The sequence below is a fragment of the Pseudomonas koreensis genome (assembly GCF_024169245.1).
GTDB classification, from domain to species: domain Bacteria; phylum Pseudomonadota; class Gammaproteobacteria; order Pseudomonadales; family Pseudomonadaceae; genus Aquipseudomonas; species Aquipseudomonas koreensis_F.
On sequence record NZ_JALJWP010000001.1, the window covers coordinates 482,454 to 496,034 of the forward strand.

14 protein-coding genes are annotated in these 13,581 nt (G+C 61.2%); 4 read left to right on the forward strand and 10 right to left on the reverse strand.

Annotated elements, in window-relative coordinates; all coding sequences use genetic code 11:
- Positions 1 to 29: 29 nt before the first annotated feature.
- The 4 genes from lptE to J2Y90_RS02260 all read left to right on the forward strand — a co-directional run bounded on the left by lptE (position 30) and on the right by J2Y90_RS02260 (position 3,436).
- Complete coding sequence (lptE, locus tag J2Y90_RS02245; protein WP_253496134.1) at positions 30 to 635, forward strand: LPS-assembly lipoprotein LptE; 606 nt, start codon at positions 30 to 32, stop codon at positions 633 to 635.
- A gap of 39 nt (positions 636 to 674) precedes the next feature.
- A complete protein-coding gene (holA, locus tag J2Y90_RS02250) occupies positions 675 to 1,712 on the forward strand; it encodes a DNA polymerase III subunit delta (RefSeq protein ID WP_253496137.1) in 1,038 nt (345 codons plus the stop codon).
- 175 nt (positions 1,713 to 1,887) lie between these two features.
- Entirely contained in the window at positions 1,888 to 2,052 is a 165-nt protein-coding gene (gene arfA / locus J2Y90_RS02255; protein ID WP_016773035.1) for an alternative ribosome rescue factor ArfA, read from the forward strand.
- 61 nt (positions 2,053 to 2,113) lie between these two features.
- Positions 2,114 to 3,436 (forward strand): lytic murein transglycosylase, encoded by a 1,323-nt coding sequence (locus tag J2Y90_RS02260; protein ID WP_253496139.1) that lies wholly within the window; start codon positions 2,114 to 2,116, stop codon positions 3,434 to 3,436.
- 100 nt (positions 3,437 to 3,536) lie between these two features.
- On the opposite strand, the gene J2Y90_RS02265 is transcribed toward J2Y90_RS02260, so the two are convergent.
- The 10 genes from J2Y90_RS02265 to rlmH all read right to left on the reverse strand — a co-directional run bounded on the left by J2Y90_RS02265 (position 3,537) and on the right by rlmH (position 13,578).
- Positions 3,537 to 4,484 (reverse strand): S66 peptidase family protein, encoded by a 948-nt coding sequence (locus J2Y90_RS02265; protein WP_253496141.1) that lies wholly within the window; start codon positions 4,482 to 4,484, stop codon positions 3,537 to 3,539.
- Positions 4,485 to 4,653: 169 nt separating this feature from the next.
- Entirely contained in the window at positions 4,654 to 5,652 is a 999-nt protein-coding gene (gene lipA / locus J2Y90_RS02270) for a lipoyl synthase (RefSeq protein WP_160768663.1), read from the reverse strand.
- A gap of 25 nt (positions 5,653 to 5,677) precedes the next feature.
- On the reverse strand, positions 5,678 to 6,325 hold the full coding sequence (gene lipB, locus J2Y90_RS02275) for a lipoyl(octanoyl) transferase LipB (RefSeq protein WP_024014445.1): 648 nt from the start codon (positions 6,323 to 6,325) through the stop codon (positions 5,678 to 5,680).
- Complete coding sequence (locus J2Y90_RS02280; RefSeq protein ID WP_253496143.1) at positions 6,325 to 6,600, reverse strand: DUF493 domain-containing protein; 276 nt, start codon at positions 6,598 to 6,600, stop codon at positions 6,325 to 6,327. The genes lipB and J2Y90_RS02280 overlap by 1 nt, the downstream gene beginning before the upstream one ends.
- Positions 6,601 to 6,686: 86 nt before the next feature.
- Positions 6,687 to 7,844: a D-alanyl-D-alanine carboxypeptidase family protein gene (locus J2Y90_RS02285; protein ID WP_016773028.1), complete on the reverse strand. Its 1,158-nt coding sequence runs from the start codon at positions 7,842 to 7,844 to the stop codon at positions 6,687 to 6,689.
- A gap of 187 nt (positions 7,845 to 8,031) precedes the next feature.
- Positions 8,032 to 9,042, reverse strand: a complete 1,011-nt coding sequence (locus J2Y90_RS02290; RefSeq protein ID WP_016773027.1) for a septal ring lytic transglycosylase RlpA family protein — start codon at positions 9,040 to 9,042, stop codon at positions 8,032 to 8,034.
- Positions 9,042 to 10,052, reverse strand: coding sequence for a lytic murein transglycosylase B (gene mltB / locus J2Y90_RS02295; protein WP_253496145.1), 1,011 nt, complete (start codon positions 10,050 to 10,052; stop codon positions 9,042 to 9,044). The genes J2Y90_RS02290 and mltB overlap by 1 nt, the downstream gene beginning before the upstream one ends.
- 17 nt (positions 10,053 to 10,069) lie before the next feature.
- Complete coding sequence (rodA, locus tag J2Y90_RS02300; protein ID WP_051600793.1) at positions 10,070 to 11,173, reverse strand: rod shape-determining protein RodA; 1,104 nt, start codon at positions 11,171 to 11,173, stop codon at positions 10,070 to 10,072.
- A gap of 31 nt (positions 11,174 to 11,204) precedes the next feature.
- Positions 11,205 to 13,100, reverse strand: coding sequence for a penicillin-binding protein 2 (gene mrdA, locus J2Y90_RS02305; protein WP_253496147.1), 1,896 nt, complete (start codon positions 13,098 to 13,100; stop codon positions 11,205 to 11,207).
- 10 nt (positions 13,101 to 13,110) lie between these two features.
- The gene (gene rlmH / locus J2Y90_RS02310; protein WP_011063671.1) at positions 13,111 to 13,578 is read right to left on the reverse strand and encodes a 23S rRNA (pseudouridine(1915)-N(3))-methyltransferase RlmH; all 468 of its coding nucleotides are present in this window, start codon (positions 13,576 to 13,578) and stop codon (positions 13,111 to 13,113) included.
- Between the last annotated feature and the right edge of the window lie 3 nt (positions 13,579 to 13,581).

A 13,581-nucleotide genomic window follows, 5' to 3' on the forward strand; every position in this document is an offset into this window, starting at 1 on the left:
GCTCACCTGGTTTCAAGGGGAGCAACACAATGATCAAACGCAATCTGCTGGTGATGGGCCTCGCCGTTCTGCTGAGCGCCTGCGGTTTCCAGTTGCGTGGTACCGGCACCAACGAACTGTCGATCAAGGAAATCGACCTGAGCGCGCGCAACGCGTACGGCGAAACCGTGACACAGCTGCGTCAGACGCTGGAATCCAGCGGCGTCAAGGTCTACAGCGGCGCGCCGTACAAGCTGTACCTGGCTGACGAGCAGGAAAGCCAGCGCATCCTCAGCTATGCCGGTGCCGGCCGCACAGGCGAGTATCAGGTCAACACCGTGCTGAGCTATGACATCCGCGGCGAGAAGAACCTGTCCCTGCTTAGCGACAAACTTGAAGTACAGAAGGTGTTCATTCACGACGGCAACAACCTCGTCGGTTCCGACCAGGAAGCCAATGATGCCCGTCATGAAATTCGCCGCGAGCTGGTCCAGCGCATGATGCTGCGCCTGTCGCAACTGACCCCGAGCCAGTTGCAGCAACTGCAGCAAACCGCCAACGACCGCGCCAAGGCTGAAGCCGATGCGCTGGAAGCGGCACAAAAGGCTGAGGCGGAAACGCCGCGTCAGTCGCCGCTCGAAATCCCGCAGCAGTAAGACGGCCGGGGCGCTCAGGCGCCCCGCTCGCCCTTCCTTATGAAGCTCGCTCCCGCGCAACTCGGCAAACACCTGCAAGGCGCCCTCGCGCCGGTCTACATCATCAGCGGCGATGACCCGTTACTGTGTCAGGAAGCCGCCGACGCCATCCGCACCGCTGCTCGTCAGCAAGGTTTCGACGAACGCCAGGTATTCGCCGCCGACGCCAATTTCGATTGGGGTACGTTGCTGCAGGCCGGTGCGAGCTTGTCGCTGTTCGCCGAAAAACGCCTGCTGGAACTGCGCCTGCCCTCAGGCAAGCCCGGCGACAAAGGTGCTGCGGCGCTGATCGAATATTGCTCGCGCCCCGCCGAGGACACGCTGCTGCTGATCAGCCTGCCCAAGCTCGATGGCAGTGCGCAGAAAACCAAGTGGGGCAAGGCGCTGGTCGAAGGCCAGCAAACCCAGTTCGTGCAGATCTGGCCGGTGGATGCCAATCAGCTGCCGAGCTGGATCCGTCAGCGTCTGTCGCAGGCCGGCCTGTCGGCCAGTCAGGACGCCGTCGAATTGATTGCCGCGCGTGTCGAAGGCAACCTCCTCGCCGCCGCTCAGGAAATCGAAAAGCTCAAGTTGATGGCCGAAGGCGGGCAGATCACCGTCGAAACCGTGCAGGCCGCCGTGGCCGACAGTGCGCGGTTCGACGTGTTCGGCCTCACTGACGCGGTACTCAACGGCGAACCGGCCCACGCCTTGCGCATGCTTGAGGGTTTGCGCGGCGAAGGCGTCGAGCCGCCGGTGATCCTTTGGGCACTGGCGCGGGAGTTGCGTCTGCTGGCCAACATCTCCCTGCAATACAGCCAGGGCACTGCGCTGGACAAGTGCTTCAGCCAGTCGAAACCGCCGGTCTGGGACAAGCGCAAACCGCTGATGAGCAAGGCTCTGCAACGCTACTCGGCGCCACGCTGGGCGCAATTGTTGCTTGAAGCCCAGCGCATCGATGCGCAGATCAAGGGTCAGGCGGCGGGTTCGCCGTGGATGAGCCTGAGTCGTCTGGCTTTATTGATGTCAGGCCAGCGACTGTCATTGCCTGCTGAATAAGATCAAAAGATCGCAGCCTTCGGCAGCTCCTACACCGATCCCTGTAGGAGCTGCGGCACGCTGCGATCTTTTGATCTTGTTTTCCTACAAACACTGCCCATATTTGTCCTATAGACAGATGCCCGACATCGGCAGATTATTCCCCCCGCAAAACTCACCTCACCGAGAGAAGCTCATGAGCAAAAAGCCAGCAAAGCATGGCCCCAACAAGGCCAAATCCATCGTCGCCCAGCCCTTGTTCCGCAGTCGTCAGGAACGACCAGCCAAGGGCAAAGGCAGCTACCGCCGCGAAGCCTTCCGGTCTGACAACCGGGAGGCTTTTTACTTTCTGGCTGCCTGAAGCGCACCACCCCCCGCTCATGTTAAGGTCTGCACCTGATTCGTTTCCCCTGGAACTGTGCATGCCCCCAAGTCTTTCCCGTCGTTGGCCCGTGCGCCAATTGATCGCTGCCTCCAGCTTCATTCTGCTTGTCGCCTGCGCGGAAAAACCCACCGCTGCCGATGCACAACCGCTTCAAGCCGCCCCCGTGCCCACGGCCCCAGCGATTATCCCGCCGGTAGTGCCGTCCGCCGATCCGCTCGATATTCAACCGACCCAGACTTTTGCCGAATGGCAGGCGGGTTTTCGCAAGGACGCCCTCGCCGCCGGGGTTCGCCCTGAGCTGTTCGATCAGGCATTTGCCAATGTCAGCTTCGACGCCAGCGTGATTCGCGCCGATCGCAGTCAGCCAGAGTTTTCCCGGCCAGTATGGGAATATCTCGATGGCGCGCTGTCGCCGCTGCGCGTGCGCAAAGGCCAGGCATTGATCAATCAGTACGCCGACATTCTGCAGAGCATTGAGCAACGGTACGGCGTTGATCGCCAGGCACTGGTGTCGGTGTGGGGCATGGAAAGCAATTTCGGCCAGTTCCAGGGCAGCAAGTCGGTGATCAACTCGCTGGCCACCCTCGCCTACGAAGGGCGTCGCCCGGGCTTTGCTCACGCCCAATTGATCGCCGCCCTGCAGATTCTGCAACAGGGCGATATCACCCCGGAGAAAATGCTCGGCTCCTGGGCCGGGGCAATGGGCCAGACCCAGTTCATCCCGACTACTTACAACACCCACGCCGTGGATTTCGACGGTGATGGTCGCCGCGATATCTGGGGCAGCCCCGCCGATGCTCTGGCCTCGACCGCACATTATCTGCAAAGCTCGGGCTGGCAGCGTGGTCAGCCGTGGGGGTTTGAAGTGCAACTGCCGAGCAGCTTCAACTACACCCTGGCGGATGGCACGATTCGTAAAAGTGTTGCTGAATGGCGGCAACTGGGCGTGAGCCTGCCCAATGGTGCGCAGGTGCCAGCCGGGTCCGAACAACTGTCCGCTGCCCTGCTCTTGCCAGCCGGTTATCGTGGCCCGGCGTTTCTGGTCCTCGATAACTTCCGGGCGATCCTCAAGTACAACAATTCGTCATCGTATGCGTTGGCGGTGAGTCTGTTGTCGGAGCGATTCGAAGGCGCAGGCCTGATCAATGGCAACTGGCCGAAAGACGATCTGCCGCTAAGCCGCACCGAGCGCATCGAGCTGCAGACGCTGTTGAGCGCGCGTAACTACGATGCCGGCGCGGCTGACGGGATTATTGGCGCCAACACCCGCAAAGCGATTCGCAGCGCGCAGCAAGCGCTGGGGTGGCCGGCGGATGGTTATCCGACGCACAAGTTGCTTGAGAGCCTGCGTAGCCAATAGAACAAATCAAAAGATCGCAGCCTTCGGCAGCTCCTACATGGGATTGACGAGCGTCCTGTAGGAGCTGCCGAAGGCTGCGATCTTTTGAGCCTCACCCGAATTATCGGATGACCACATCCTGCTCCAGCAGCAACTCCTGCTTCCCCGCATCCAGGCGCACCAGCGCGCCCAACGGCAGCGTCAGGTTCGGGTCGCAATGACCACTGCGCCAGCCCGACAACACTGGGATCCGTAACGGCTCAAACGTCTGCTTGAGCAAGCGATTCAGCGCGCTCACATCCACCCCGGCGATGTCCCCGACCAGCACACCGCGCAGCCTCGCCAACTTGCCGGCCAGACGCATCTGGGTCAGCAGGCGGTCGATACGGTACAGCGGCTCGTTGATGTCCTCGATAAACAGAATCACCCCTTCGACATCAATTTCGTAGGGCGTGCCGAGAGTTGCAGCGATCATCGCCAGATTGCCGCCAAGCAACCGCCCGTGAGCAATGCCCGGTTCGACGGTTGATAGCGGATACGCCGCGGGATGGCTGAACACACTGCCCGTTTTCAGTTGCCCGCGCAGCATGGCGAAAAATGACGTAACGGTCGGCGGTTCCTTGTCGCCCAGCAGGTCGGCATTGAGTAGCGGGCCGTGAAAGGTCACAAACCCGGCATAGCGGCTGATGGCCAGATGCAGCGCGGTAATGTCGCTGTAGCCGACAAAGGGTTTGGCGTGACGGCTGAGCAGGTCGTAATCGATTCGGTCCAGCAGGCGCGGCGTGCCGTAGCCGCCGCGCAGGCAAATAATGGCGTCGACTTGAGGATCAGCGAACGCCGCGTGCAGATCGCGCAGACGCACGTCATCACTGCCGGCCAGATAGCCGTCCTTCTCGTAGACGCCCGGAAACACCTTCAGCCCATAGCCGCGGGCGCGCATCCATTGCAGCGCCTTATCGGTGTCCAGAGCACCCGGGCCGGCCGGTGCAATGACGCCGATCAGCCCTTCCGAGGGCAATGCGGGCACGGCCTTGTGCGGGCAGAGTGTATGGGTCGGTCGAATGGTCATCCTTGGATCTCCCTGTGAATTGATGCTCACACATTAGTCAGGAACGTGAACAAACAGAAGAGGATCAGTCACGCCGTGCATTGAAGGAAAAATCAGCAGCGAGTGTAAGTCAGGCAAAAAAATGCCCGCCGGGTATCAAACCTCGGCGGGCATTTTTTCGGGCGCTGAATCAGGACCCCAGCAGCTCGGCCTTGACCAGCTTCGCCTGCTCGTCGGCGTGGTACGAGGAACGTACCAGCGGGCCCGACGCAACGTTCTTGAAGCCCATCTTGTAACCTTCTTCGGCGAACCAGGCGAAGGTGTCCGGGTGCACGAAACGCTGCACCGGCAAGTGGCTGCGCGACGGTTGCAGGTATTGGCCGAGGGTCAGCATGTCGATGTCATGTTCGCGCATGCGCTTCATGACTTCGATGACTTCCTCGTCGGTCTCGCCCAGACCCAGCATCAGGCCGGACTTGGTCGGGATATGCGGCATCATCTGCTTGAAGCGTTGCAGCAGGGTCAGCGACCACTGGTAATCCGAACCCGGGCGCGCAGCCTTGTACAGGCGCGGCACGGTTTCCAGGTTGTGGTTGAACACATCCGGCGGCTCGGCGGCGGTGATTTCCAGGGCGATGTCCATGCGGCCACGGTAGTCCGGGACCAGGGTTTCGAGCTGCACGTTCGGCGACAGTTTGCGGATTTCGCGGATGCAGTCGGCGAAGTGCTGGGCACCGCCGTCACGCAGGTCATCGCGGTCAACCGAAGTAATCACTACGTACTTGAGCTTGAGGTCGGCGATGGCGATGGCCAGGCTTTCCGGCTCGTTGACGTCCAGTGGCTTCGGACGACCGTGGCCAACGTCGCAGAACGGGCAGCGACGGGTGCAGATGTCGCCCATGATCATGAAGGTCGCGGTGCCGCCGGAGAAGCATTCGCCGAGGTTCGGGCAGGAGGCTTCTTCGCAGACGCTGTGCAGCTTGTGCTTGCGCAGCAGGCTCTTGATGCGGTCGACTTCCGGCGAAACCGGGATGCGCACGCGAATCCAGTCGGGTTTCTTCGGCAGTTCGGTAGTCGGGATGATCTTGACCGGGATGCGTGCAACCTTCTCGGCGCCGCGCAGCTTGACGCCGGCTTCGACCTTGGGACGCGGGGCCGGGCGCTCGGTCACGTCGAGCGTCGGGATCATGGTTTGCACTGCATCAGTAGTCATATCAGTCGATTCCGCCCGTGAGGGTCGTCTGCTCAGCATAGTCGAGGTGTTTGACGAGCTGCGCGCGCAGCCGGGCACTTACCTCGGCAAATTCAATCGATCCTGCGTGATCGCTCAGCTGGGTCATGGCCAGCCCGGCGTAGCCGCAGGGATTAATCCGTCGAAACGGTTCCAGGTTCATATCCACGTTCAGGGCCAGGCCATGAAAGGAACAACCGTGGCGAATGCGCAAACCCAGAGAAGCGATTTTCGCTCCATCGACATACACGCCGGGAGCATCTGGCTTAGCCGCGGCGGTGACGCCGTAGCTGGCCAGCAGTTCGATCAGGCAGGCTTCCATGCGGCTGACCAGATCACGCACGCCGAAACCCAGCTTGCGCACATCCAGTAACAGATAGGCCACCAGTTGCCCGGGGCCATGATAAGTCACTTGGCCGCCACGATCGACCTGCACCACCGGAATATCTCCCGGCAGCAACAGGTGTTCAGCCTTGCCGGCCTGGCCCTGGGTGAACACCGGCGGGTGTTCGACGAGCCAGATTTCGTCGGCGGCAGCATTGCCGCGTTCGTTGGTAAAGCGTTGCATGGCATGCCAGACCGGCTCGTAAGCCATCTGGCCCAGCTCGCGAAAGCCCAGCGTGCCGTGCATCACAACACCATATGCACGAAGCCGGTCGCCCGCAGTTCGCTGTTGATGTTGTACAGCTGATCCTGATCGGTGGCGACGATGTGCAACTGAATGGTGGTGTATTTGCCGTTGGTGCTTTGACGCTCGTCGACGCGCTCATCATTGATGGTCGCGTGTTTCTTGACGATGTCGATGATCTTGTCTTTGTTGCCTACACCGGTATCGCTGATCACCTTGACGGGATAGTCCGTGACAGGGAATTCGATCTTTGGCGCCTTTACTTCGGTATCGGTCATGGCGTAACGGCCTCTAGAGTGCAAGCCGTGGTAACGCACATGGCCCCGCACCGGATCGGGGCGGGGCCATGCAGGTCAACACTGAATCAGTTGAACAAGCCGTAGAAGAATAGACGGATGCTATCCCACATGCGGCGGAAGATACCACCCTCCTCGACGCCATCCAGAGCGATCAGGTCGGCGCTGTGCACCACCTTGTCTTCCAGTTTGACTTCGACTTTACCGATCACGTCGCCCTTGGCGATTGGCGCAACCAGTTGCGGGTTCATGGTCATGCTGGCAGCGAGCTTCTTCAGCTGGCCTTTTGGCAGAGTCATGGTCAGGTCCTGCGCCAAGCCGGCCTTGACCTGGCTGGTGGTGCCTTTCCACACCGGCGCCTGCGCCAGTTCAGTGCCCTTCTGGTAGAAGGTCTGGGTTTCGAAGAAGCGGAAACCGTAGGTCAGCAGCTTCTGGGTTTCAGCGGCGCGAGCCACTTCGCTGTTGGTGCCGAACACCACGGCGATCAGACGCTGGCCGTCACGTACCGCTGAGGACACCATGCAGTAGCCGGCTTCATCGGTGTGGCCGGTTTTCAGACCGTCAACGGTCTTGTCGCGCCACAGCAGCAGGTTGCGGTTAGGCTGCTTGATGCCGTTCCAGAAGAACTCTTTCTGCGAGTAGATCGCATAGTGAGCCGGGTCTTCGTGGATGATCGCGCGGGCCAGGATCGCCATGTCGTGAGCGGACGAATAGTGCTCAGGGTTCGGCAGACCGGTCGGGTTCATGAAGTGGGTATTGGTCATGCCCAGTTCGGTGACGGTCTTGTTCATCAGGTCGGCGAATGCGTCTTCGCTGCCGGCGATGTGCTCGGCCAGGGCGACGCTGGCGTCGTTACCGGACTGGATGATGATGCCGTGCAGCAGGTCGCTGACAGTCACCTGCGAACCGACCTTGATAAACATCCGCGAACCGCCGGTGCGCCAGGCGTTTTCGCTGACGGTCACCGGGTCGTTTTCACCGATCTGGCCGCGACGGATTTCCAGGGTCGCGATGTACGCGGTCATCAGCTTGGTCAGGCTGGCCGGTGGCAGACGCTGGTCGCCGTTGTTTTCGACCAGCACGTTGCCGCTGCTGGCATCCATCAGAACATAGGCCTTGGCGGCCAGTTGTGGTGGCGACGGCATCATCTCGGCCGCAAAGGCGGCTGGCGAGAGGAGCAGCGGGACTAGCAGACACAGGCGTTTGGCAAAGGTGGTGATGTTCATCCGTCTCTCGAAATCGCTAATGGAAACTTGCCCGAAGGCAAAACTTGTTCAGACAGCCTTCTAACGGGCCATCGCGTGTTCAGTTGCTCACTCCAGTCACCCTTGCCGGGCTTTTGTTCTTCGACGAGCCAGCAACCTGGTTCACCCCCCGAATACCGCAAGTGAACCGTCAATCAAGGTCTACGTATTACTCGGTGACCACGCTGGGCGAACCCAGATTGGCCAGCCGCACACTGTTCTGCACCTGGGCGATTTCACCCGGCGAGCCGATCGGCCCCAGGCGTACCCGGTGCAGGGTCTGCTGATTGCGCACGATCGAGCTGATGAACACCGGTGCGCTCACCATCCCGCTGAGCTTCGACCTCAGCAGTTCGGCAGCGTCCGGGTTGGCGAACGCGCCCACCTGCAGATACTGGCCAGACGCTGGTGCAGAAGCGTTTTTTTTTGCATCGATCTGCACGGGCACCACGGCCGCCGCGTGTTGCTGCGGTGGCGGCGTCCACTGCTCGACGGTGCCGGCCGAAGCCGTAATCACTGGCGCGCTATTCTGCGCCACTTGCGGCTCGTTGAGCATCAGCGGCGCCGGACGGCCCTTGGCCGCCCACCACTGCTGCGGATCGATGCCTTCGACCTTGACCCGTGCGGTACCGGTTTCGGCATAGCCGAGTTTCTTCGCCGCCGCGTAGGACAAGTCGATGATGCGATCGGAGTAGAATGGCCCACGGTCGTTGACGCGCAGGATCACGGTCTTGTTGTTGTCCAGGTTGGTCACCCGAACGTAACTTGGCAGTGGCAAAGTCTTGTGCGCGGCACTCATGCCGTACAGGTCATACACTTCGCCGTTGGCGGTGTTCTGACCGTGGAACTTGGTGCCGTACCAGGACGCCGTGCCCGAGGCCACGTAGGTCTTGGATTCCTGCAAAGGAAAATAGGTCTTGCCCAGCACGGTGTACGGGTTGGCCTTGTACGGGCCGGTGTGCAGCGTCGGTGTCGCATCAGGAATGCGCGAGACATCGACATCCCACCACGGCGCGCCGTCTTTGTGCGCGCGGTTGATGTCCAGGCCCGGTTGGGCGCGGACCGCGGTGGACGGGGTTTTCTGTGTCGGAGTGCGGCTGGTCGTGCAACTGGCGACCAGGACTGCCAACGCAGCGAAAGCCACCAGCTTCAGGGGTTTATTGTTAGGCAATGCCTGCATTACTTGACGCCCCGTGCTTGTACCAGCTGTTCAGACAGTTGATGTACGGCCATGGCGTACATCACGCTGCGGTTATAACGCGTGATCGCGTAGAAATTCTGCAGGCCCATCCAGTATTCAGGGCCGCTGTCGCCTTCGAGTCGAAATGCGGTAACCGGCATATCATCGCGCAGCGCATCATGACTTGACCAGCCCAGCGCCCGCAACTCTGCGACCGTTTTCACCGGTTCGATCCCAGTGGTCAGGCCTTCGTCGACCTGCTCGCCGCGTACATCGGCGCGGCTGACCACCGGTTCACCAGCGACCCAGCCATGACGCTTGAAATAGCTGGCGACGCTGCCAATGGCATCGTCCGGGTTGTTCCAGATATTGATGTGGCCGTCCCCGTCGAAATCCACCGCGTAGGCGCGAAAGCTGCTCGGCATGAACTGCGGCAGGCCCATGGCCCCGGCGTACGAGCCTTTGAGGGTCAGTGGATCGACCTGTTCTTCGCGGGACAGCAGGAGGAACTCACGCAGTTCCTTGCGGAAAAATTCGGCACGGGGAGGATAGTCGAAGCCGAGGGTCGATAAAGCATCGATCACGCGGAAATTGCCGGTATTGCGTCCGAAAAAGGTCTCGACGCCGATGATCGACACGATGACTTGTGCCGGCACGCCGTACTCCTGCTCGGCACGGGCCAGGGTCGCCTCGTGCTGACGCCAGAAATCCACACCTCGGGCGATGCGCGCGTCGGTGATGAACATCGGGCGATATTCGTTCCATTGCTTGACCCGTTCGGCGGGTTTGGAGATGGCGTCGAGAATCGACTGCTTGCGTTGCGCCTCGCGGAACACACCCATCAGTTGTTCACCGGCGAAACCGTAGTCGCGGGTCATTTCGCCGACGAATTCGGCCACCTGCGGCGAGCCTTCATAGTCGCCGGCCAGCGCTTCCTGCACGCTCCCCAGCAGGCCCATCAGGCCAACCAGCGGCGCGCATCGAGTCGCCCAGCCACGCATTGCTTGCATTGCACTCTTCACCTTATTCAAACCTGTGCGATCCACTTGCGGTGGGTATGGATCGACATCAAAACCCCAAACGCTGACAGCAGCGTCACCAGCGAAGTTCCTCCGTAGCTAATGAACGGCAACGGCACCCCCACGACCGGCAGCAGGCCACTGACCATACCGATGTTGACGAAAACGTAAACAAAAAAAGTCATGGTCAACGCGCCGGCGAGCAATTTGCCGAACAGCGTTTGCGCCTGGGCGGTGATCACCAGCCCGCGACCGATCAACAACAGATAGATCAGCAGCAGCGCGCAAATCCCCACCAGACCGAACTCTTCGCCAAGCACGGCGATGATGAAGTCGGTATGGCTTTCCGGCAGAAAGTCGAGGTGCGACTGGGTGCCGAGCAGCCAGCCTTTGCCAAATACGCCGCCGGAACCGATCGCCGCCTTCGACTGAATGATGTTCCAGCCGGTGCCGAGCGGATCGCTTTCCGGGTCAAGGAAAGTCAGTACGCGCTGCTTCTGATAGTCGTGCATGACGAAAAACCACATCGCCACCGACACTGGCACCGCTGCGGCCAATACGCTGAGAATCCAGCGCCAGCGCAGGCCGCCCATGAACAGCACGAATGCGCCACCGGCCAGAATCAGCAGTGAGGTACCGAGATCCGGCTGGCGCACGATCAGAATAAACGGCACGCCAATCAGCATCAGGCTGATGCCGACGTGCTTGAGCTGCGGCGGCAAGGTGCGTTTGGACAGATACCAGGCGATGGTGGCCGGCATCAGGATCTTCATGAATTCCGAGGGTTGGAAGCGGATCACCCCGGGGATGTTGATCCAGCGCGTGGCGCCCATGGCGTTGTGGCCCATGATGTCGACGACAATGAGCAAGACAACACCGATCACGTAACCGAGCGGTACCCACCGAGCCATGAAACGCGGCTCGAACTGGGCGATGACGATCATCGCCACCAGACCGATGCCGAACGACGTGGCCTGTTTGCCGAGCAGGTCCCAGCTCTTGCCACTGGCCGAATACAGCACGAACAGACTGCCGGCGGCGAGGATCAGCAACAGGATCAACAGCGGGCCATCGATATGCAGTCTTTGCAGCAACGTCGCGCGGCGACGCATCACATCCTCGCTGGAGAGCATGCGATCAAAGTTATTCATCACGGGCCGTGGCCTCCGCAGTGATTGGGCTGGCGTACTCGGCTTTCAGATGGCCATCCTTGTCGAGCAACCAGGCATCCATGACCTGGCGCACCACGGGCGCGGCAACGCCGGAGCCGGATTCACCGTTCTCGACCATCACCGAGACGACGATTTTCGGGTCATCGGCCGGGGCGAAGCCGACGAACAGGGCGTGGTCACGGTGGCGTTCCTGGACCTTGGAGCGGTCATATTTCTCGCCCTGTTTGATCGCCACTACTTGCGCAGTACCGGACTTGCCGGCGATGCGGTATTGCGCGCCGATCGCCGCTTTGCGCGCAGTACCACGGGCACCGTGCATGACCTGCTGCATGCCGTGGTTGACCTTGTTCCAGTCGGACGGGTCGCGCAGGACGATGTTAGGCATCGGATTGTCATCAACCGGTTTGACTCCGTCGAGGGACTTGGCCAGGTGCGGACGGTTCCAGATGCCCTTGTTGGCCACCAGCGCCGTGGCCTGGGCCAGTTGCAGCGGCGTCGACTGCATGTAGCCCTGGCCGATCCCGAGAATCAGGGTTTCGCCGGGGAACCACGCCTGTTTGCGCGTCGCCCGCTTCCATTCGCGGGAGGGCATCAGGCCCGGGGATTCTTCGAACATGTCCAGCGAGACCTTCTGGCCGATGCCGAACTTGTTCATGTAGGTCGACAGCCGATCGATGCCGAGCTTGTGCGCCAGGTCATAGAAGTAGGTGTCGTTGGAACGCATGATCGCCGTGTCGAGGTCGACGAAGCCGTCCCCGGTGCGGTTCCAGTTGCGGTACTTGTGATCGTAGTTGGGCAGCATGTAATAGCCCGGGTCGAACACCCGACTGGAAGCCGTGACCACGCCAGCGTCGAGACCGGCAATTGCCACCGCCGGTTTGATCGTCGAGCCCGGCGGATACAGACCACGCAGCACGCGGTTGAACAGCGGCCGATCAATGGAATCACGCAACTCGGCGTAGGCCTTGAAACTGATGCCGGTGACGAACAGGTTCGGGTCGAAACTCGGCTGACTGACCATCGCCAGCACTTCTCCGGTTTTCGGATCGAGCGCCACCACCGCGCCACGTCGCCCGCCCAGCGCGGCCTCGGCGGCTTCCTGCAATTTGATGTCGAGGCTCAGAACAATGTCCTTGCCGGGAATCGGATCGGTGCGCTTGAGCACGCGCAACACGCGGCCCCGGGCGTTGGTCTCGACTTCCTCGTAACCGACCTGACCGTGCAATTCCGGCTCGTAGAAACGCTCGATGCCGGTTTTGCCGATGTGGTGGGTGCCGCTGTAGTTGACCGGATCGAGGCTTTTCAGCTCTTTCTCGTTGATCCGTCCCATGTAGCCCACCGAGTGGGCAAAATGCGCGCCCTGCGGGTAATGCCGGACCAGTTGCGCAACCACTTCCACCCCGGGCAGGCGGAACTGGTTCACCGCGATCCGGGCGATCTGTTCTTCGGTCAGCTCGAACAGGATCGGCACCGGCTCGAACGGCCTGCGCCCCTGACGCATGCGCTTCTCGAAGATCACCCGGTCCTCGGGCGTCAGCTCCAGCACCTCGACAATGACGTCGAGCACCTGTTGCCAGTCGCCGGAGCGCTCGCGGGTCATGCTCAGGCTGAAACTTGGCCGGTTGTCGGCCACGACCACGCCGTTGCGGTCGAAAATCAGTCCGCGCGTCGGCGGAATCGGCTGCACATGGACGCGGTTGTTTTCCGACAGGGTCGAGTGGTACTCGTACTGGATCACCTGCAGGTAATACAGCCGCGCGATCAGCACACAGATCAGCGACACGATCACGATCGCACCGAACACGACACGGCTGCGCACCAGACGGGCGTCCTTTTCGTGGTCCTTGATGCGGATCGGCTGAGACATGAGGGCAGGCTTACTTGTGGTAAGGGTGGCCGGACAACACGGTCCAGGCACGGTACAACTGTTCGCCGATCAGAATCCGCACCAGCGGGTGCGGCAAGGTCAGCGGCGATAACGACCAGCGCTGGTCGGCGCGGGCACAGACTTCCGGTGCCAGCCCTTCCGGGCCGCCGACCATGAAGTTGACCGTGCGCGAATCGAGGCGCCAGCGATCGAGTTCGACCGCCAGTTGCTCGGTGCTCCAGGGCTTGCCGTGAACCTCCAGCGTGACGATCCGCTCGTTGTGCCCGACCTTGGCCAGCATGGCTTCCCCTTCCTGGCGGATGAAACGGGCCACGTCGGCATTCTTGCCACGGGTGTTGAGCGGAATTTCCACCAGTTCCAGCGCCAGTTCGGACGGAAGACGCTTGGCATATTCATGCCAGCCTTCTTCCACCCACTTGGGCATGCGTGAACCGACGGCGATCAGGCGCAGTCGCACAGC